Genomic DNA, 17967 nt, shown 5'->3' with positions numbered 1-17967 from the left:
CGATGCTCATCAAACAGCTCAGATTGAGCGGTTTCAAGAGCTTCGTCGAACCCTCCACCTTGCGCATCGAACCCGGGCTGACCGGCGTGGTCGGCCCGAACGGGTGCGGCAAATCCAACCTGCTCGAGGCAATCCGCTGGGTGATGGGCGAAAATTCGCCAAAATCCATGCGCTCGGGCGGGATGGAAGATGTCATCTTCGCGGGGACCGCGACCCGCCCTCCCCGCGACTTTGCCGAAGTCGTCCTCTCCGCCGAAACGGGCGACACCGAAGAACTCGAAGTCATCCGCCGGATCGAACGCGGGGCCGGCAGCGCCTACCGCGTGAACGGCAAGGATGTTCGCGCCAAGGACGTGGCGCTAACCTTTGCCGATGCGGCCACCGGTGCGCATAGCCCGGCCCTCGTCAGCCAGGGCAAGATCGCGCAGGTCATCGCCGCCAAGCCGGTTGAACGCCGCATGATGCTGGAAGAGGCGGCCGGGATCGCGGGCCTCCACGTCCGGCGGCGCGATGCCGAGAGCAAGCTGCGCTCGACCGAGAAGAACCTCGAACGGCTCGAGGATCTGATGGCGGGCATGGACAGTCAGATCGCCTCGCTCAGGCGGCAGGCCAAGCAGGCGGAGCGTTATCGCGCCCTGTCGGACGAGATAAAGACCGCCGAGGCGCGGCTCGTCTATGCCCGCTGGCGCGATGCGGCCGCAGCTGCGGAAGAGGCGAAGAAGGCCGCTGCGGATGCCGATGCGCGGGTCGACGCGGCACAGCAGGCGGCGGACGGAGCCCAGAAGGCACAGCGCGAAGCGGCGGAAAAGCTGGCACAGGCGCGCGAAGAACAGGCCGACCGGCGCGACGATGCCAGCGCGCATGGCCACCGGATGGCCGCTCTGACCAGCCAGCTGGAAGCAGCCGAGCAGCGCCTTGCCGATCTCAACCGCCAGAAGACCCGGCTCGAGGAGGATCGCGGCGATGCCGACCGGCTGACCAAGGATGCGGCAGAAGCGCTGGCGCGGCTCGAAAAGGAGCTTGCCGCAAGCGAAAAGTCTCTCGCCGAGGACGAGGCGCAGCGCCCCAAACTGGTCGCGCAGGCCGAAGATGCCGAGCGGGCCAGCCGCACTGCCGAGCTCGCGCTGGCAAAGGCGACAGCGGACAATGCCGGCGTCGAAGCGGAATGGCGCGTGGTCGAGGCGGAGGTGCAGCAGGCCAGCACGCGGCTCGACCGGCTGAAGGCGGACCGCAAGCGGATTTCCCAGCAAAGAGAAGCACTTGCGGGCGAGGATCTGAGCGCAGCCGTGGATGCCGCGCGCCAAGCCGCGAGCGACGCGGCAGCCGAAGTCGAGGCGAGCCGCGCCGCGATCGAAAACATGCAAAGCAGCAAGGCTGAACTGCAGGCCCAGCGCGACGAGGCGGCCAGCGCCTATTCCGCCGCAAAGGCCGAATTATCGGGGGTTCAGCGCGAATATGATGCCCTCAAACGCGACCGCGATGCGCGCGAAAGGGCGGCGGCCAAGCGCTCCGGGCGAGAGCAGGCGATCGACGGGATACGCGCAGAAAAGGGCTATGAACGGGCGGTGGCGGCGGCGCTGGGGCGCGACGGCAAGGCGCTGCTCGGCCTGCCCGACGGAGAGAGCGAAGGCCGCTACTGGACCGGCGCAGATGTTCCGGAAAACGTCCCGAACACCCTTCTTGATCGGTTGGAAAAGTGCCCTAACGAACTGCGCGCCCGCCTGGCGCTGGTCCAGGTGGCAGAGAGCGACGATGGCCGCGCGCTGAAGCCGGGCGAACATCTCGTCACCATGGATGGCCGCCTGCGCCGGTGGGACGGGCTGGTGGTGCGCGGCGAAGGCGCGGCCGAGGCCGCCCGGCTCGAGGCGGAGAACCGCTTCACCGAACTCGATGCGCTGGTGCCCCAACTCCGCGCGGCGGTCGAACAGGCCGAGGCGCAGCAGGCCGAGGCCGCAGAAACGCTCTCCGCCCTGCAGCGCGAGCTGGTCGCGGCCGATCGCGCCCTCTCCTCCGCCAGCGAAGCCGAACGCGGCGCGCTGCGGGCGCTCGACCAGGCCGAAGCGGCCCGCGAGCGCAACGCCGCCCGGCTCGAAGAACTGGCCGAGGCCGAGCGCCAGCAGACCGATGTCGTGGCGCAGGCCCAGAGCGATCTTGCCGCTGCCGAGGCCAGGCGCGCCGCTCTGCCCGATCCGGCGGCGGGCCGCGCCGCGCTCGAAACCGCGCGGGCGAAGAACGATGCCGCGCGCACCACCATGCAGGCCCGCGCCGCCGAGCTTGCCGCGCATGACCAGTCGCTGGCCGTGGCGCGCGAACGCACCGCCGCCCAGCGCAGCGATATGGCCAATTGGCAGGCCCGCTCTGGCGAGGCCGCGCGCCGCCTGTCCGACATGGCCCGCCGCTTCGAGGAGATCGAGGAAGAACGCGCCATTTTCGCCGCCAAGCCCGAAGGGCTGATGAAGGAGATCGAGCAGGGCGACACCGTGCGCGAACGGCTGGTCGCGCAGCTCGCCGAGGCGGAAACCGCCCTCGCCGCCGCGAACGAGCAGGCGCAGGCCGCCGATCAGGCCTTCACCAGCGCGAACGAGGCGCTGGCCAGCGCGCGCGAGAACCGCGCCGGCCTGTCCGCCCGCGCCGAAAGCCACGATGCCCGCCGCCACGAAATGGCCCGCACTTCCGGCGAGCGCTTCCAGTCCCCGCCCCCGCTCCTGCCGGGCAAGTTCGGTTTCGCCGAGGACAGCGTGAGATCGGCCGATGACGAGGGCGAGGAAATGGACCGCCTCACCGCCAGCCGCGAACGGATCGGCCCGGTCAATCTCGTCGCCGCCGAGGAGCTGGAGCGGATCGAGGCGGAGCATGGCACCAATGCCGCCGAACAGCAGGAACTGCGCGAGGCGGTCGCCCGGCTGCGCGGATCGATCGGCAATCTCAACCGCGAGGGGCGCGAACGGCTGCGCGAGGCGTTCGAGCAGGTCAACGGCCACTTCATGCGGCTGTTCACCCGCCTCTTCGAAGGGGGCGAGGCGCATCTGGCGCTGATCGACAGCGACGATCCGCTGGAGGCGGGCCTGGAAATCTTCGCCCAGCCGCCGGGCAAGCGGCTGCAATCGCTGACCCTGCTATCGGGCGGCGAGCAGGCACTGACCGCCACGGCGCTGATCTTCGCGCTGTTCCTCACCAATCCCGCCCCGATCTGCGTGCTGGACGAAGTCGACGCGCCGCTGGACGATGCCAATATCGACCGCTTCTGCGACCTGCTGGAGGCGATGGTGAAGGAAACCGACACCCGCTACCTGATCGTCACGCACAATGCCGTGACCATGAGCCGCATGCACCGCCTGTTTGGCGTGACGATGATCGAAAAAGGCGTCAGCCGCCTCGTCAGCGTGGACCTCGGCGGAGCGGAGGAGCTGCTGGCCGCGGAGTAGACGGGGCTGGCGAATCGATCGAGTTTCCGGACCGCAGCCGATAACGGAGCGCGGCGAACGTCTGGCAGCGCCAGAGCTAGCCGGTTGGCGATCCGCCAAAGGTTGGAACGAATGTCGTAGGGAGCTGCCAGTATCGTCCAACCCTCCAAACCGCTGAAACTATGGAGACATGCGTGACAATCAAACGCATACTGAAGATTGCCCTTCTTTCTTTGCTGGTTGCGGTCGTCCCCGCGATTTTCATATTCTTCTCCAGCCTGTGGACCGTATTTGTGAAGGCGGAGAAGGAGTACAGGGAGGACGCGCTGATCCTGCTGGCAAGGGATGTTTGGTTTGCGCGCAATCGCCAGTTCGTCGTGGCCAGCCTTGCCCGGACTGAAGGTTTTTACGCGGGCGTCATGCCGGTCATAGGTGTGGCTGATCCGGGCCCACCCGCGCCTCTCCCCCTTACCATCAGATTTCCGGCCTGCGCCGATCCCGAAGTAATCGAGGATCAGCGAACACTACGCCTTGCTCTGGCAGCAGGCTATCCATACTCTTTTCGACGGCAAGACATCGAGGATGCCGGCAATCTTCGCTTGGCAGAAAAGCTCGGCGTGACACATCTCGCGTTGCTAAGATCGTGCCTGATTGCCACGCCTTTCGCCGAACCGTGCGGTACATGGTTCGAGAGGCAGTCAGTTGGCGATGAAGAGATCGTCAATGTGCTGAAGGAAAAGAACCAGCTCCAAATTTCGGATAATCGGCTCTGTTGGCCACAAAGCGAGTTGGTTGGGCCCGATATGGAAGAGCAGTCGGGATCTGGTTAGGTGCGGAGATTTGTGTGGGGCCGACACCCGCTACCTCATCGTCACCCACAATGCCGTGACCATGAGCCGCATGCACCGCCTGTTCGGCGTGACGATGATCGAAAAAGGCGTCAGCCGCCTCGTCAGCGTGGACCTCGGCGGCGCAGAGGAACTGCTGGCCGCGGAGTAGGGTCCCCGTTTCAGGCCCACGGCGCGGCCCGAAAAGTCTTCAACCAATTCTTAGGTACTGATTTCTAATATGAACCCTTCACATGAGGGGTCGTGTACAATGCATTCGAAAATCTCGCTGATCGGTCTGGCGTTCGCTCTTGCTGCCTGCGGAGGCGGGGATGGTTCCGCTCCCGCACCGCCGACCGGCGGACCGCCCGCTCCCGCGCCGGCCCCTGCCCCGAGCCCCTCGCCCACGCCGACCCCCACGCCGTCGGTCGCCTTTTCGGCAGCGGCGGGAGCGCCGCTGATCGCCAGAGTGATCTGGGATACCAATCAAAGCGGGGCCTTCGGCGACCGCGTCAACAATGCCGACGATCTGGTCACCGCCACCAACCGGAGGGGCGCGTTCGGACGCGATGCAACCGGAAGGCTCACTACGGTGGAGCCGCTGGCGGAGCCGACTGCGGCGATCCAGGTGGGCGGTGTCAGCACCCAGACCGGCTTCGTCTATACGAGAGTGACCGCACCGCGGGGCGCGACCATCGTTTCGCCGGTTACCAGCCTGTTCGGGACCATCGACGACGATGGCGTTGCTGCCAATCTGGGTCTGGGAATGTCCGCGGCCGAGATTTCGACATTCGACGCGCTCGCGCTGCTGGACAGCACCGATGCCGCCGTTGCCCAGCGCGCGCGAAATATCCTCGCGCTCAATCTGAAACTGCTGGCCCAGGCCGGTTTCGAGACGACCGAGACCGGTTCCACCACGCAGGCCATCATCGTCGGCCCGCACCTCGATGCCGTACGGGCGCAGGCGCAGGCCGCACCGATCGATTTCAATTCGGCCACCTCGATCCTGTCCATCTTGCAAAGATCCTCACGCGCTGGGCGGACCAGCGCCGCCGGCCGCCGTGCCGCCGCGGCCCTGCTTGCCACCTTTGGCAGCGCGGTCGACCAGCATCTGTCCAGCGGCGGACGGATCGCCGATGTGGAATATGCCCTCCGCATCGACATCGTGCCCTTGCTGAACAACATCTTCAACACGAGCGCGCCAACCGACAGCGATCTGGCGAAGGCGAATACGCAGACGGCCGCAACGATCCGCGGCTGGTTCGACCAATACACCGAGATCGCCCTCATCCCCGCGGCCAGCGGCGAGTTCGTGGCGGTGCCCGACCGCGTCTCGATGATCGGGCTCCGCTTCCAGACTTTCCCTGCCGCCTGTTCCAATCCGGCATCCTTCGTGTGCAACGATGTCACGCTGAGCGCCGCTGGACCGCTCAATGCCCAGCAGACGGCCATCACCGCCGTGCGCGTCCCGCCGCAGTACCAGAGCGCGATCAACGCAGAGCTTCTGGTCACGGGCGAGGTCAGGGTCACCCTGCTTCAGACCATCGAGCGGATCGTCTGGATCGAGTACGATGCCCGCGATGCGAAGGGCAACACCAGTACCTCGCGCGCCTATATCGAGGTCGGTCAGTAAGAGGCAGAACCGGCCATGGGCGCTGAGTGCGGGAGGTTGACGGATAGGGTCGGCCTTCCCTCCTCCCCGCCCGCCGATGGCGATGCTCGTTTGGCGCACCGGCGGAGGTCTGCGTCCCATCCAAAGCCTTGGCGCGATGCCAATAGTGTGCAAGTCATCGCCCATGAAGTTCTCCCCGCAAATCATCGCCTTGAGCGCCGCTGTCCTGTGCGGCGCGACCCATGCCCCGGCCGGTGCGCAGGAGGCGGCTGGCCACGCGGTCCTCGCCGATCCGGAAGGGGTGCCGATCGTGATCGGGTCTGCCCATGAGATCGCGTCCAGCGTGTACGGCGAGACCAGGCTGATCAGCGTGCGGTTGCCTCGCGGTTACGCGGAAAACCCTGACCGGCATTATCCTGTCGTCTTTTCCGTCGATGGCGGGCCCGATCAGGATTTCGAACTGCTTTCCGGCATCGCTGCGGAGGCCGAATTCTCCACCAGTTTTGAGCCCTTCATCCTCATCGGTGTTCGCACGGACAATCGCTATGCCGAGCTCACGCCGCCGCTCGAACGGATGAACCCGCAGGCGCTCGCCGAAGTCTTCGGGGAGCGGATGCAGCCCGATGGCGCGCCCAAGTTTCGCGAGTTTCTGGCACGAGACGTGATCCCATGGGCGACCGCCCGCTACAGAACGGACCGAAAGGTGCTGACGGCCGCCTCGCTCGGCGGCTTGTTCGTGGTGGACACGTTGCTTGAACGGCCCGCCATGTTCGACGACTATATCGCGCTTACGCCCAGCGTCTGGTGGGACGAGGGGCGCGTGGTGGACGAGGCGGCAACGAAGCTGGCTGCCCAGCCCGCTTCGGATCGCAGGATCTACATCACCATGGGCGACGAGGGAGTGGGAAACCGGTCGGGTGAATGGCTGGAAACGCTTGTTTCCGCGTTCAGCAGCAGCGCGCCCGAGGGGATGAAATGGGCATTTGTCGATCGTTCGGGCAGTGAAGAGCATCGCACGATGGCGCTCACGGGCTGGCTCGATGCGTTTCGGACGCTTTACCTGACACCGGCGCGCACGGGCAGTCCGATCCCGTTCCTGTACCACGGAGGCACGGCCCCGGCTTACACCCCGGCTGCGCGGGCCAATCTGGATGCGGGAACGTGCCGCCCGGAGATTGCGAGGCCGGCAGACTGGGCCGAAAAGAACGCCGCGCCGGGCGCCTATTACGGCTGGTGCCTGCTGATGAAGCCCGGCGCACGGCTGACTGCGGGCAATTTCGGACCCGTCGATTTCGGCATCCCGGACAAGAAAGGCGAGTGATATGCGGCAAGTCACGGGGTTGGCGCCTGCCTCGGCCTTGCCGCTGGATGGGCGGATTTAAAGCTTTGCGACCTTATCGGCCTTCGCCTTGGGGAAAGCCGCTTTACACCGTTCCCCTGCGCAGTGCCTTGGCCCAGTCGGCGCGTTGGACAGCCTCGGCGTCGCGGGCGGCCCGTTCCCAGTCGTAGGCGACCAGATGGAAGCTTGCCTGCCAGTTGCCGCCATCATCGCTGACAGTGGCGTAGCGCGCAAAGGGCGAGCCGTTTTCTATGGCGTGGGGAAAGGGATGATCGTCCTCATAGGCAGGAAGGCCGACGCTGCCTGGGTTTACGACAAGCCGCCCATCGCGCAGCATGACGGCGCGCGGGACGTGGGTGTGGCCACACAGAATCAGGCGCGCCGTGGTTTGGCCTGCCCGCTCTTCCACTTCGGCGAGCGTGGCGGGGCGCACGCCGGCCTCGGTCACCGTTTCGAGGAAATAGACCAGATCGCTGGACGGCGTACCGTGAACCATGAGCACGTCGGCGCTCAATTGCAGGGTCGGCGGCAGAGCTGCCAGCCAGGCAAGCTGGTCGTCGCGCAGCGTGTCGCGCGCTCTCCTGTCCGACGACCCCATGCTGCCGAGATTGTCCGCCAGAACCTGCCGCTCGTGATTGCCGCGGATCGTGGGCAGGTCCAGCGCCATTAGCCGGTCTGCGGTTTGTCGCGGCCAGAGCGCCCCAGAACAAATATCTCCCAGATTGACCATCTGGTCCACACCACGTGCGACTGCGTCGCTGAGCACCGCATCGAGCGCGGCGATATTGCCGTGGATATCGGAGAGAACAGCGATCTTCATGGCAGAGGCATCATGCCCGCCGCCACACATGCTGTCGAGCGGGAAGCGTTTCGCCGCCCCCGCCACGGCAGGCCGGCCCTCAGGCCATCATCGCGGCTTTCAGCTCGTTGCGGATGGCCTTGAGGCGGATGAGCAGGTCGGATTTGTTCAGCGTGTCGGCGGGCGGCGCTACGGCGGCAGGTGCGGCCTCGTCGGCAGGCTCGTTCAGCGCGGCTTTCGCGCCCTTGAGGGTGTAGCCGCGTGCATTGACCAGATCGTCGATCCGTTCGACCAGCGCCACGTCTTCCGGGCGATAATAGCGGCGGCCACCGCTGCGCTTGAGCGGTTTCAGCTGGGGGAACTGCTGTTCCCAATAGCGCAGCACATGGGTCTTGATGCCGGTAGCGGTGGCGACTTCGCCGATTGTGCGCAGCGCGCCCGCTTCCTTGTGATCGTCAAATTCGGCCATGCGCCACCCTTAGGCCACGAGGTCAGCCGTGCGCAATCCGCTCTTTGAGCAGCTGGCTGGCGCGGAAGGTCATCACGCGGCGGGGCGTGATCGGCACTTCGACGCCGGTCTTGGGATTGCGGCCGACACGTTCTTTCTTGTCGCGCAGCACGAAGCTGCCGAAGCCGGAAATCTTTACGTTTTCGCCGCTGGCTAGCGCATCGCACATCTTCGCGAGAATTTCTTCCACGAGATCCAGCGATTCAGCTCTGCTCAAACCCATCTTGCGATTGATGGTTTCAGCCAGATCGGCGCGCGTGAGCGTTCCAACGGAGCGCATCATATCCATGTTGTTCCTTCCCCAGAAGCGACCCTGGGTTCGATCAATGGAAGCAACATACTGTATTCAGCCAATTCCGGCAATGGATGAGGCAGTTTTATTTTGGCGAATACTATAGGCGTGCCAAAGAGGCACCCCAGGTAAATCCGCCACCCATGGCTTCGAACATCACCAGATCGCCCGGTTTTATGCGGCCATCCTTGCGTGCGACATCGAAGGCGAGCGGCACCGAAGCGGCCGAAGTATTCGCGTGCTGGTCGACAGTCACCACGACCTTCTCGGCAGGCAGTCCAAGCTTGCGTGCCGTAGCGTCGAGGATGCGGGCGTTGGCCTGGTGAGGAACGACCCAGTCGATATCGGCAGCAGTGATCTCGGCGTCTTCCAGCACTTCGTTCAGCACCTGCGCGAGGTTGACCACGGCGTGACGGAAAACCTCGCGGCCCTTCATGCGCAGCTTGCCGACTTCGCCGGTGGTCGAAGGCCCGCCATCGACATAAAGCAGATCCTTATGCTCGCCATCGGCGTGCAGTTTCGTGGCGAGGATGCCGGGACCGTCCGATTCGACTTCGCGCGACTCGAGCACGACCGCGCCCGCACCATCGCCGAACAGCACGCAGGTTGTGCGGTCTTCCCAGTCCAGAATGCGGCTGAAAGTCTCGGCGCCGATCACCAGCGCCTTTTTCGCCATGCCGGTGCGCAGCAGCGATTCTGCCGTGCCCAGCGCATAGAGAAAGCCCGAGCAGACCGCCTGGACATCGAAGGCCACGCCGCCACGGCACCCCAGCGCGCGCTGGACCTGCGTGGCGGTGGCCGGAAAGGTGTGGTCAGGCGTGGCGGTGGCGAGTACGATCAAGCCGATCTCGCTCGCATCGACGCCCGCATCGTCCAGCGCCTTGCGCGCGGCCTCGGTCGCCAGGGTGGAGGTGGTTTCACCCTCGCCCGCAATATAGCGCTGGCGAATGCCGGTGCGTTCGACGATCCATTCATCGCTCGTATCGACGCGCGCTTCGAGATCGGCATTGGTCACGCAATTCTGCGGCAGCGCGCTGCCGCTACCGGTAATCACCGCACGAATCATTTGGCCCCCAGGCTTTCGGTGTCGATGGCACCGAGATCCTTCGCGATGCGGTTGGTGATATCGTCTTCCAGCAGCCGCGCGGCGACTTCCACCGCATTGGCCACGCCCTTGGCATTGGCGCTGCCATGGCTCTTCACGACTACGCCGTTGAGGCCGAGGAAGACCGCGCCATTGTGGTTGTTGGGATCGAGATGGTGCTTCAGCAGCTCGGTCGCCGGGCGCGACACGAGGAAGCCGACCTTTGAACGGAAGGACGAGGAAAAGGCGCTGCGCAGGAGATCGGTGACGAAGCGGGCCGCCCCCTCGATCGCCTTTAGCGCGATATTGCCGGAAAAGCCGTCACACACGACCACATCGCATTCGCCGCGATTGATCTTGTCGGCTTCGACATAGCCTTCGAAGTCCATCGCCAGCCCGGCCGCGGTGCGCAGGCGATCGGCGGCGGCCTGGATATCCTCGGTGCCCTTGGTCTCTTCGGTGCCGATGTTCAGCAGGCGCACGCGCGGGCGTTCGCGGCCCGTCACGATGCGCGAATAGGCCGCGCCCATGATGGCGAACTGCACCAGATTGCGCGCATCGCATTCGCGATTGGCGCCCAGGTCGAGCATGATGACGTCATTGTCGCCCAGCGTGGGCAGCAGAGCGGCGAGCGCAGGCCGGTCGAGACCGGGCATCGTGCGCAGCGCGAGCTTGCTCATCGCCATCAGCGCGCCGGTATTGCCGGCGGACACGGCAGCCCCCGCCTCGCCGCGCTTCACGGCGTCGACGGCGAGACCCATGCTGGTGGTCTTGGCGCGACGAAGGGCTCGCGATGGTTTCTCATCGCCCGCGACGACATCCTCGCAATGGAGAATCTCGCTCGCTTCGGACATGCCGGGATGATTGGCCAGCGCAGCCCTGATCTTCGTCTCGTCGCCGACCAGCAGGAACTTGAATCGGTCGTGGCGCCGACGCGCAAGCGCGGCACCCTCGACCATTACGCGAACCCCTTCGTCCCCGCCCATCGCATCAACGGCGATACGCGGTAAACTCATGACGTTCTCCGGTTCAAGCTAAGGTCTTAAAGGCCCTCGGGAGCGAGAACTTCGCGCCCGTTATAATAGCCGCAGTGCGGGCACAGATTGTGCGGGCGCTTGAGTTCGCCGCAGTTCGAGCATTCGTGGAACGCCTCTACCGAGAGCGAATCATGCGAACGACGGTTGCCACGACGGTGGGGCGATACTTTTCTCTTGGGGACGGCCATCTCGGCACCTGTTCCTCAAACAATTTCAGTCAATTTCGGTGGCCGCCCTAGGGGACAGGCAACCATCGCACAAGAGGCGCGATGAATGCATTGTCCCGACCGTGACGGTGAAGGCGCGCGCTATAGCGAATTTTCCGAAGGATGCAAGCGAAGCGGAGGATTATCGCCTGATCGCCTGCTGGCAATTGCTGCCGCGAGGCCCGCAGGCTAGCGCTTCCCCTTCCGGATTACCAGTGGAGCATCATCTGTATGGATATCGTCCTGCCCGTCACCCTGACCGCCGCTGCGGCAGCCGCCGTGCTCAATCTGTGGCTGTCGATCCGAGTCGGCCAGATGCGCATCAGGCACAATGTCTCGATCGGGGATGACGGCGGCGGCCCGCTCACCGCGCGGATGCGGGCGCAACTCAACTTCGTGGAGAATACCGGCTTCGTACTGGTGCTGGTGGCCGCCATCGAACTGTCGGGCCGCGGCGCACCATGGCTGGCCTGGGTGGTCGCCGCCTATATGCTGGGCCGCGTGGCGCATGGCCTGGGGATGGACGGCGGCGCGCTGGCCAAGGGGCGCACGATCGGCGTCATCGTCACCATGCTGGTGCAGGCGGGTCTTGCCATCGCCGCCGTGCTGATCGCAATGGGAGTGCTCTAACCCAGCACCGAATCGCTTACGAAAGCATTGGTCTTGCGTTCTTGCCCGAAGGTACTGGTGGGACCATGGCCGGGGATGAAGGTGACGTCGTCGCCCAGTGGCCACAGCTTCTGAGTGATGGCGTCGATCAGATCCTGATGGTTGCCCATGGGAAAATCGGTGCGGCCGATGCTGCCCTGGAACAGCACGTCTCCGACCACGGCGAACTTGCTGGGCCGGTGGAAGAACACGACGTGACCCGGCGTGTGACCGGGGCAATGGATGACCTCCAGCGTCAGATCGCCGACCGTCACCGTGTCGCCATCCTCCAGCCAGCGATCGGGTTCGAAAACCTGGCTGTTCATGCCGTAGCGCGCGCCGTCTTCGTCGAGCCGGCTGATCCAGAAACGGTCCGCTTCGTGCGGGCCTTCTATCGGCAGACCAAGCTCCTTCGCCAGCACGCCGGCCTCGCCGCAATGGTCCATATGGCCGTGGGTGATGAGGATCTTCTCCAGCTCCACGCCCGAATTCGCCACCGCCGCCTTGAGCTTGTCTAGATCGCCGCCCGGATCGATCAGCGCGCCCTTGTTGGTGGCAGTGCACCAGATGAGCGAGCAATTCTGCTGGAGCGGCGTCACCGGCACGATACCGGCTTTCATCGGGGGCGTGGGAGCTGTCTGGGTCATGCCCGCTAGATGGCGGGGGCCTGCCGCGAATGCAATGCTGCGGCGTTTGAATGGGCTTGCTCGATCCGCGTGGGTGTGGTGCCGGGGGCGAGCGATGGATTGCCGCGTCGCCTTCGGCTCCTCGCAATGACTTGAGACCACGTCATTGCGAGCCGCAGGCGAAGCAATCCATTCCGCCACGTAGCCCCCCAAGGCGCCGGTGTATGAAAGCGTGAAGGCGGCGATGTCGCACCGCCGCCCTCTGAAACGCTTGAGAATTAGCGCGTCTGGAAATCCACGACCCGGCCGTCGGAACGGAAGACGCAGGTGAATTCGTCGCGGTTGTAGTCGCGCGTTTCGATGCGACCCTGGACGTAGACGTAATCGCGTTCCTGCTGGTTCACGCTTTCGATGCGAACCCGGCCATAGCGCGAGGCTTCGCGGCCGCAGGCGTCCACTGCCGCGCGCTCGAAATCGCCGCGTGCGTTGTAACCGTAATCGCTACCGCCGCCGAGGATGGCTCCGAGAATGCCGCCACCAAGGCCGCCGCCGTCCTGTCCATAGCCACCCTGTCCGTAAGAGGCGCAGCCGCCGAGCAGGATGGTGCCGGCAAGCGCGGCGGGAATAAGTGTCTTTTTCATCGCTTCTCTCCAACAAGTGCCCGGCGATCCACCAACCCGCGGGGTTGGGAACGGTACGGGCGAGGCAAGCGATTGTTCCGGCGTGCAAAATCCGATGCGCTAGATCCGTCCCCCCTTCCACACCACCCGCCCGATCACCTCCACCTCCTCGCGGGCGAGGTCGATCGGGGCGTAGGCTTCGTTGGCGCTGATCAGCGTGATTCTGCCCGGCGCGCTGGCCTGGACCTGCTTGACGTGGAGAGTGTCGCCGATCCGGACGACGTGGATTCCCTCGCCGCTGCGCTTGTTGCGGTCGACGAAGATCTCGTCGCCGCTGCGCAGGGTGGGTTCCATGCTGTCGCCTTCGACCCGGATGGCGGAAAGATCGGCCCCTTCGAGGCCCATTTCGCGCAGCCAGCGGCGCGAGAAGCGGAAGGCGTCGAAGGAAATTTCCTCCGCCGAAAACGCCCCCGGTCCGGCCGAGGCATCGAGCGCAAGGCGGGGCACGGCGATAAAGTCCACCGTCTGCAAATCCCCCGTCTTTCCAGCGCGTTGCAGGTCCGGATCGGCCCCCAGCTCGACCTCGTCCACCCCGAAGAATTCGGCCAGTTTCCGCCGGTCGGCTTCCTCCAGTTTGCGCGGACTTCCCTTGCGCACGAACTGCTGGAGATAGCTGGGATTGCGGCCCAGCATGGCCGAGAGCGAGGCCAGGCTGGTCCGGCTTTTCTCGGTCAGTTCGACCAGCCGCGCCCGGTCCGAAGTCATCTCTGCCATCGCCATTTCCTTTCCTGCCCACTGTTCCGGATTTGCGCCCGAACACCCTCTTGATCGGCCGCAATCGGGCCGCACACCGAGGCTCTACAAGAAAATTCCTATACCATAGGATTTTTCCTAGACAAGTAGGATTTCGGCTGGAACGAATAGAGAACAAAGCGAGCGATTCGCCCCATTCGTCATCCAGAGGAGCCCCGCGATCATGCTGATCCGCCACATCGAGAAATTCCTCCGCCAGCACACCATGCCGGCGACCAAGTTCGGCCGCCTGGCCGCGCACGATCCGCGCTTCGTGCTGGACCTGCGCAATGGCCGCGAGCCGCGCGGCGTCACCGAGGCGCATATCCGCAGCTTCATGTCCGGCTTCGACGCCGCCGTCATGGAAGCCGCGCTCGCCGCCGCCGAGCTCGCGGAAGCCGAAGCCGCCAAGGCCGCAGCCACCAGCAACAACGCCGCCAGCAAGAAGGAAACCGACCGTGTCCAGTGAAGCCCGCACCCCCGCCCCGCCCCGCAACCGCGCTAATACCCGCCGCTCCGCCACCGATCATCTGCGCCGGGCGCTGATGGATCTGTGCGACCACCGCGGGCAGGTGCTCACCCATACCGAGAAGGCCTGGGCCAGCATCACCTTCGCGGGCACCCGCCACCGGCTGGCACTGCTGTTCGCGGGCGCCGAGGCGGTGGCCGCGGCCGAGCGTTTCATCGCCTGCCTGCCCGACCACGAATTCGCCATCCCCGGCCAGCTGGTCGCCGATGCGGGGATCGCGGAAGTCGACCACCGGCTGATGCCCGCCGAACGCATGGTGGTGCAATGCGACCTGCTGCTGCTGGAGGAAGGATGAGCCCCGCAAGCCCCCGCCCGCAAGGCCCGGCGGGCGCGGTCAGTAGCCCGCCGACAGATCCATCTGCGGTTCGACCGGCTCGCCCCTGTGCCAGCGATCGAGGTTTTCGATGAAGCGATCGGCGCTGCGCATGAACATCCTGGTCTGCGCGCGGCCGGACAGGTGCATGGTGACCTGCGCGTTGCCAAGGCCCCACAGCGGGTGATCTTCGGGCAGCGGCTCGGGATCGGTCACATCGAGCAGCGCGGCCTCGATCGTCTTCGCCTCCAGCGCGGCGACCAGATCTTCCTGCTTCACCACGTCGCCGCGCGCGATGTTCACCAGCACGGCGTTGGGGCGCATGGCGGCCAGTTCCATCTCGCCGATCATGTGGCGGGTTTCCTCGGTGGAGGGCACGGCGAGGATGACCCAGTCGAACTCGCCCAGCTTCTCGCGCCACTGGCCGGGGCGCAGCGCGCCCTCCCCGCCCGAACGGCGCACGGGAATGACCTTCATGTCGAAGGCCTCGAGCCGCGTCTTGATCAGGCTGCCGATCGCGCCGAGACCCAGCAGCAGCACCCGCTCGCCCGCCAGCTCGCGCTTGCCCGGGCTGTCGGTCAGCCACTCGCGCCGGTCCTGCGCGCGCACCACCTCGCGGTATCCCTTGGCATGGGCGAGCATCAGCATGACGACATATTCGGCAATGGTGATGGCGTTGATCCCCACCCCGTTGGTGACCGTGACGCCGCGTTCCTTCAGCAGGCCAAGCGGCATGAAATCGAGCCCGGCATAGATCGAATTGAGCCATTTGAGGTTTGTCGCCGCCTGCGCGATTTCGGCCATGGGCGCGGTTTCGTTGAGATCGAACCACCCGATTTCGGCCTCGGGCGCTAGCTTCAGCGCCTCGTCCTTGCTGGCGAACCACAGCGGCTCCACCCAGTCAGGCAGACGCGGCTCCACCAGCGGACGGATCATGGCGGACATCACGGCTTTGGTCATGCGGGGCACCCTCTCTTCCCTTGTGCCGTGCCGGTAGACGGGAAGCGGGCGCGCGGATCAAGTGCGGGGTGGGATTTGGGGGGTGGTGAGGATGGTTTGGGGTGGCGTGCGGGGAAGGTTATACGCCCAATGCGCACCCCTAACGGCTACTTTATGCGCAGCGCGGGACAGGTGTGATATCTGACAATGGGTGGGTAGCTCACAATCCACTTTTTCAATAAAAAACCTGAAGAGCGGATGTATTCATGCGTTTTATCATACGCGTGTCAGCCGAACTCGTTAACTATTTCGGGATATCGCTACTTGCGATGCGAAAATTAGAAAAGAATGCGCTAACCGCGCTTTTTGCATTCACGGCGTTGGCACTGGCCGCGCTAACTATGCCGATCTTGGTGGTCTTCGGCTCTTTCCTGATCTTGCCCGGGCTCATCCTCGTCTGCGCGCCGACGATCGCGCTTTATGGCTGGCTGTTTGCTTTGCCTTATACCGCGCTGCGCAATCTAAGCGCGGCATGGTGGAAAGCAGCGCTCGCCGCGCTGGTGCTCCCTCTTGCATTCGGCTGGGCACTGCCAATGCTTATAAATGCGGAGACGCGAGAAAGCATTGCCGCCGCCGTCGCCAATGATTTCCGTCCAGCGCAGCCGCTTACGATCGGCGGCACGGTGGCACTGTTGCGCGACGAAAGAACCGGCGGTTTGCAGAAGGCGGACAATAGCTGTGACGATCTGTGCTTACGCCTCCTCTACAACGGGATTGCGAAGACGGTGTACATCGGTCAGCCTGGCCAGACAGGAATGGCTTACACGGTTGAGCAGCGACCGGTTTGTCCGCAATTCACCTATACTGCGGGCGCTCAGACGTGGGGCAGTTGGTCACGCGGCGAAGGCAGCGCCGACTTTACACCGAAGCTCGGCCTCAAGGAAGTCGTTGAAGCACGGGTAGCGGGCGGCGACTGCCTCGTGCGCGTGAGCGGACGCATCCGTCCCGACTGGACAATCGAGCGCATCGCCCTCCCACCGGTCGACCGCCCCAACGGCTGGTCAATGGCGCCGGGTAAAACACAAGGGGAGCGTATCACTGTCTATCGGCATGATGCCCGTTCGAAGCGACCGGTTGGACGCTTCACAAACGCCTATGCCTCGATCTTGTCGGTACCGCTTATACCGCAGCTGCCGTTCAGAGGTCCCTGGGCTTGGAACCGCACAACGGTCGGCGATAGCCGCTGGGACTGGGACAGCGTGACCGCGCTACGTAGCCTAATTGCTTTCGATCCGGACATTCCCGATGCCACGGCCTCCGCACGGATGCGAGAGTTGCTCGCCTCGGCACTTGCCGATCCACGTCGCGAACGCGACGATGCCGGAATCATGCTGGCAAATTCGATTGCAATCGACATTGTTCAGAACGGCGCGAAGCCGGATGACGCAGCGCTTCTGGCGAAGGCTGTCGCTGATCCCCGTTTCACCGAGATCGATTTCAACTGGAAATTTCTGGACAGGCTGGGTGACGAATTTCCGGAAGTCGGTGAAGCCGCACTTAACCGCCTGGTTGAAGGAAAGAACTTGGACAACCGCGAGGCGGTCTACCGTTTGGACGGACTTGTTGCCAGGCTGCCAGATCGCTTTTTCAACCCACCGCCACCACATGTGGTCGAGGCGCTGAGCATTCCCGAGCGCGCGGATCGACTACACAGCGTCATCAGGAGGTTGGCCCTGATGGGTGATGCTGCCGTGCCGATCCTCACTCAGATCATCGAATCAGGAGCGCAACGGGCATCAACGATCGAGAATCAAGGTTACAAACGCAGCGATTCCCTCAAGGCGGCTGATATCGCGGCACGCGAGCTCTGCAAGATAGGTCCATCGGGGCGTGCCGCGCTTCCCACCATCCAAGCCTCGTGGGCGCTGCTCGACGCAACATCAGGGAATTCATACGGGCGTGACACCGATGGCGGGAAGTTCATGGCAATCTACAAGGGGCGAGTGATCTACGAACATCGCATCGTGACGTTGATTTCGCTCGGCAACGTCTCAATCAACGAGTTCACACCACCGCGCCAACCGAGCGTTACGCTAAACGGCAGTTGGCAGCGCTATATCGAGAGTGAGGTCCAGAATTTCCAATGTTCGATCTCGGGGGTGGGTCGGTAGGAACGCCTCGACTGCCGATATTTTTGGAGCCGCATGCCAGAATTACTCTTCGTTTAACTGACACCGGGAAGGGAAAACCGTCAGTTCATATCGATCGTCGGTTCATGGCAAAAACCGATGACGTATCCCAGGAAGCACTAAGCGTAGATCCGGCGAAGGGCAGATTTTTCGCAAGAGCGTGGATTGCCGATGTGGCTTCGCTCTCCGCAATGGCGCGTTAG

Annotated in this window: 19 protein-coding genes; 9 read left to right on the top strand and 10 right to left on the bottom strand. The window is 64.4% G+C overall.

Annotated features, from left to right (window positions below; translation table 11 throughout):
* Positions 1-2: 2 nt before the first annotated feature.
* The 5 genes from K3175_RS08860 (at position 3) to K3175_RS08840 (ending at position 7164) form a co-directional block, all read left to right on the top strand.
* Positions 3-3425 carry a chromosome segregation SMC family protein gene (locus tag K3175_RS08860; RefSeq protein ID WP_221542980.1) on the top strand — a complete coding sequence of 1141 codons (3423 nt, stop codon included), beginning with the start codon at positions 3-5 and terminating at the stop codon, positions 3423-3425.
* 173 nt (positions 3426-3598) lie between these two features.
* A complete protein-coding gene (locus K3175_RS08855; RefSeq protein ID WP_221542979.1) occupies positions 3599-4234 on the top strand; it encodes a hypothetical protein in 636 nt (211 codons plus the stop codon).
* 10 nt (positions 4235-4244) lie between these two features.
* A complete protein-coding gene (locus tag K3175_RS08850; RefSeq protein WP_221542978.1) occupies positions 4245-4403 on the top strand; it encodes a hypothetical protein in 159 nt (52 codons plus the stop codon).
* Between the two features lie 99 nt (positions 4404-4502).
* The gene (locus K3175_RS08845) at positions 4503-5864 is read left to right on the top strand and encodes a hypothetical protein (protein ID WP_221542977.1); all 1362 of its coding nucleotides are present in this window, start codon (positions 4503-4505) and stop codon (positions 5862-5864) included.
* A gap of 163 nt (positions 5865-6027) precedes the next feature.
* A complete protein-coding gene (locus tag K3175_RS08840) occupies positions 6028-7164 on the top strand; it encodes an alpha/beta hydrolase (protein ID WP_221542976.1) in 1137 nt (378 codons plus the stop codon).
* Between the two features lie 103 nt (positions 7165-7267).
* Here K3175_RS08840 and K3175_RS08835 read toward each other — a convergent pair whose 3' ends face one another.
* From K3175_RS08835 to rpmF, 6 genes are all read right to left on the bottom strand, one after another.
* Positions 7268-8002, bottom strand: coding sequence for a metallophosphoesterase family protein (locus K3175_RS08835; RefSeq protein ID WP_221542975.1), 735 nt, complete (start codon positions 8000-8002; stop codon positions 7268-7270).
* Positions 8003-8081: 79 nt separating this feature from the next.
* Positions 8082-8450, bottom strand: coding sequence for a MerR family transcriptional regulator (locus K3175_RS08830; protein WP_221542974.1), 369 nt, complete (start codon positions 8448-8450; stop codon positions 8082-8084).
* Positions 8451-8472: 22 nt separating this feature from the next.
* Positions 8473-8772 (bottom strand): integration host factor subunit alpha, encoded by a 300-nt coding sequence (locus K3175_RS08825; RefSeq protein ID WP_221542973.1) that lies wholly within the window; start codon positions 8770-8772, stop codon positions 8473-8475.
* Between the two features lie 109 nt (positions 8773-8881).
* Positions 8882-9847 (bottom strand): beta-ketoacyl-ACP synthase III, encoded by a 966-nt coding sequence (locus K3175_RS08820; RefSeq protein WP_221542972.1) that lies wholly within the window; start codon positions 9845-9847, stop codon positions 8882-8884.
* Positions 9844-10881, bottom strand: coding sequence for a phosphate acyltransferase PlsX (plsX, locus tag K3175_RS08815; protein WP_221542971.1), 1038 nt, complete (start codon positions 10879-10881; stop codon positions 9844-9846). The genes K3175_RS08820 and plsX overlap by 4 nt, the downstream gene beginning before the upstream one ends.
* Positions 10882-10907: 26 nt before the next feature.
* Positions 10908-11090: a 50S ribosomal protein L32 gene (gene rpmF / locus K3175_RS08810; protein WP_221542970.1), complete on the bottom strand. Its 183-nt coding sequence runs from the start codon at positions 11088-11090 to the stop codon at positions 10908-10910.
* 249 nt (positions 11091-11339) lie between these two features.
* Between rpmF and K3175_RS08805 the strand changes: the two genes are divergently transcribed.
* The gene (locus K3175_RS08805; RefSeq protein WP_221542969.1) at positions 11340-11738 is read left to right on the top strand and encodes an MAPEG family protein; all 399 of its coding nucleotides are present in this window, start codon (positions 11340-11342) and stop codon (positions 11736-11738) included.
* On the opposite strand, the gene K3175_RS08800 is transcribed toward K3175_RS08805, so the two are convergent.
* From K3175_RS08800 to K3175_RS08790, 3 genes are all read right to left on the bottom strand, one after another.
* Complete coding sequence (locus K3175_RS08800) at positions 11735-12403, bottom strand: MBL fold metallo-hydrolase (RefSeq protein ID WP_425594830.1); 669 nt, start codon at positions 12401-12403, stop codon at positions 11735-11737. The genes K3175_RS08805 and K3175_RS08800 overlap by 4 nt on opposite strands.
* A gap of 257 nt (positions 12404-12660) precedes the next feature.
* On the bottom strand, positions 12661-13023 hold the full coding sequence (locus tag K3175_RS08795) for a hypothetical protein (RefSeq protein WP_224811935.1): 363 nt from the start codon (positions 13021-13023) through the stop codon (positions 12661-12663).
* Positions 13024-13122: 99 nt separating this feature from the next.
* Positions 13123-13776: a S24 family peptidase gene (locus K3175_RS08790; RefSeq protein ID WP_221542968.1), complete on the bottom strand. Its 654-nt coding sequence runs from the start codon at positions 13774-13776 to the stop codon at positions 13123-13125.
* Between the two features lie 202 nt (positions 13777-13978).
* Here K3175_RS08790 and K3175_RS08785 point away from each other — a divergent pair, with 202 nt between their 5' ends.
* Entirely contained in the window at positions 13979-14263 is a 285-nt protein-coding gene (locus K3175_RS08785; RefSeq protein WP_221543214.1) for a hypothetical protein, read from the top strand.
* Positions 14253-14618, top strand: coding sequence for a hypothetical protein (locus K3175_RS08780; RefSeq protein WP_247710790.1), 366 nt, complete (start codon positions 14253-14255; stop codon positions 14616-14618). The genes K3175_RS08785 and K3175_RS08780 overlap by 11 nt, the downstream gene beginning before the upstream one ends.
* Before the next feature lie 39 nt (positions 14619-14657).
* Here the strand turns inward: K3175_RS08780 and K3175_RS08775 are convergent, their stop codons facing one another.
* Entirely contained in the window at positions 14658-15596 is a 939-nt protein-coding gene (locus tag K3175_RS08775) for a D-2-hydroxyacid dehydrogenase (protein WP_221542967.1), read from the bottom strand.
* A 245-nt stretch (positions 15597-15841) separates the two neighbouring features.
* On the opposite strand from K3175_RS08775, the gene K3175_RS08770 reads away from it, so the two are divergent.
* Entirely contained in the window at positions 15842-17746 is a 1905-nt protein-coding gene (locus tag K3175_RS08770; protein ID WP_221542966.1) for a hypothetical protein, read from the top strand.
* Positions 17747-17967: the final 221 nt, after the last annotated feature.

Source organism: Qipengyuania aestuarii (genome assembly GCF_019711535.1).
GTDB lineage: Bacteria > Pseudomonadota > Alphaproteobacteria > Sphingomonadales > Sphingomonadaceae > Qipengyuania > Qipengyuania aestuarii.
The sequence above is the reverse complement of the archived record's forward strand: the minus strand, read 5'-3'. Positions and strand labels throughout refer to the sequence as shown.

What these genes read in the sequence shown, in the direction of transcription:
- K3175_RS08860 (WP_221542980.1), top strand. Translation starts at nt 3, where the DNA reads ATGCTCATCAAACAGCTCAGATTGAGCGGTTTCAAGAGCTTCGTCGAA.
- K3175_RS08845 (WP_221542977.1), top strand. Translation starts at nt 4,503, where the DNA reads ATGCATTCGAAAATCTCGCTGATCGGTCTGGCGTTCGCTCTTGCTGCC.
- K3175_RS08840 (WP_221542976.1), top strand. Translation starts at nt 6,028, where the DNA reads ATGAAGTTCTCCCCGCAAATCATCGCCTTGAGCGCCGCTGTCCTGTGC.
- K3175_RS08835 (WP_221542975.1), bottom strand. Translation starts at nt 8,002, where the DNA reads ATGAAGATCGCTGTTCTCTCCGATATCCACGGCAATATCGCCGCGCTC.
- K3175_RS08830 (WP_221542974.1), bottom strand. Translation starts at nt 8,450, where the DNA reads ATGGCCGAATTTGACGATCACAAGGAAGCGGGCGCGCTGCGCACAATC.
- K3175_RS08825 (WP_221542973.1), bottom strand. Translation starts at nt 8,772, where the DNA reads ATGATGCGCTCCGTTGGAACGCTCACGCGCGCCGATCTGGCTGAAACC.
- K3175_RS08820 (WP_221542972.1), bottom strand. Translation starts at nt 9,847, where the DNA reads ATGATTCGTGCGGTGATTACCGGTAGCGGCAGCGCGCTGCCGCAGAAT.
- plsX (WP_221542971.1), bottom strand. Translation starts at nt 10,881, where the DNA reads ATGAGTTTACCGCGTATCGCCGTTGATGCGATGGGCGGGGACGAAGGG.
- rpmF (WP_221542970.1), bottom strand. Translation starts at nt 11,090, where the DNA reads ATGGCCGTCCCCAAGAGAAAAGTATCGCCCCACCGTCGTGGCAACCGT.
- K3175_RS08805 (WP_221542969.1), top strand. Translation starts at nt 11,340, where the DNA reads ATGGATATCGTCCTGCCCGTCACCCTGACCGCCGCTGCGGCAGCCGCC.
- K3175_RS08800 (WP_425594830.1), bottom strand. Translation starts at nt 12,403, where the DNA reads ATGACCCAGACAGCTCCCACGCCCCCGATGAAAGCCGGTATCGTGCCG.
- K3175_RS08795 (WP_224811935.1), bottom strand. Translation starts at nt 13,023, where the DNA reads ATGAAAAAGACACTTATTCCCGCCGCGCTTGCCGGCACCATCCTGCTC.
- K3175_RS08790 (WP_221542968.1), bottom strand. Translation starts at nt 13,776, where the DNA reads ATGGCAGAGATGACTTCGGACCGGGCGCGGCTGGTCGAACTGACCGAG.
- K3175_RS08785 (WP_221543214.1), top strand. Translation starts at nt 13,979, where the DNA reads ATGCTGATCCGCCACATCGAGAAATTCCTCCGCCAGCACACCATGCCG.
- K3175_RS08775 (WP_221542967.1), bottom strand. Translation starts at nt 15,596, where the DNA reads ATGACCAAAGCCGTGATGTCCGCCATGATCCGTCCGCTGGTGGAGCCG.
- K3175_RS08770 (WP_221542966.1), top strand. Translation starts at nt 15,842, where the DNA reads ATGCGTTTTATCATACGCGTGTCAGCCGAACTCGTTAACTATTTCGGG.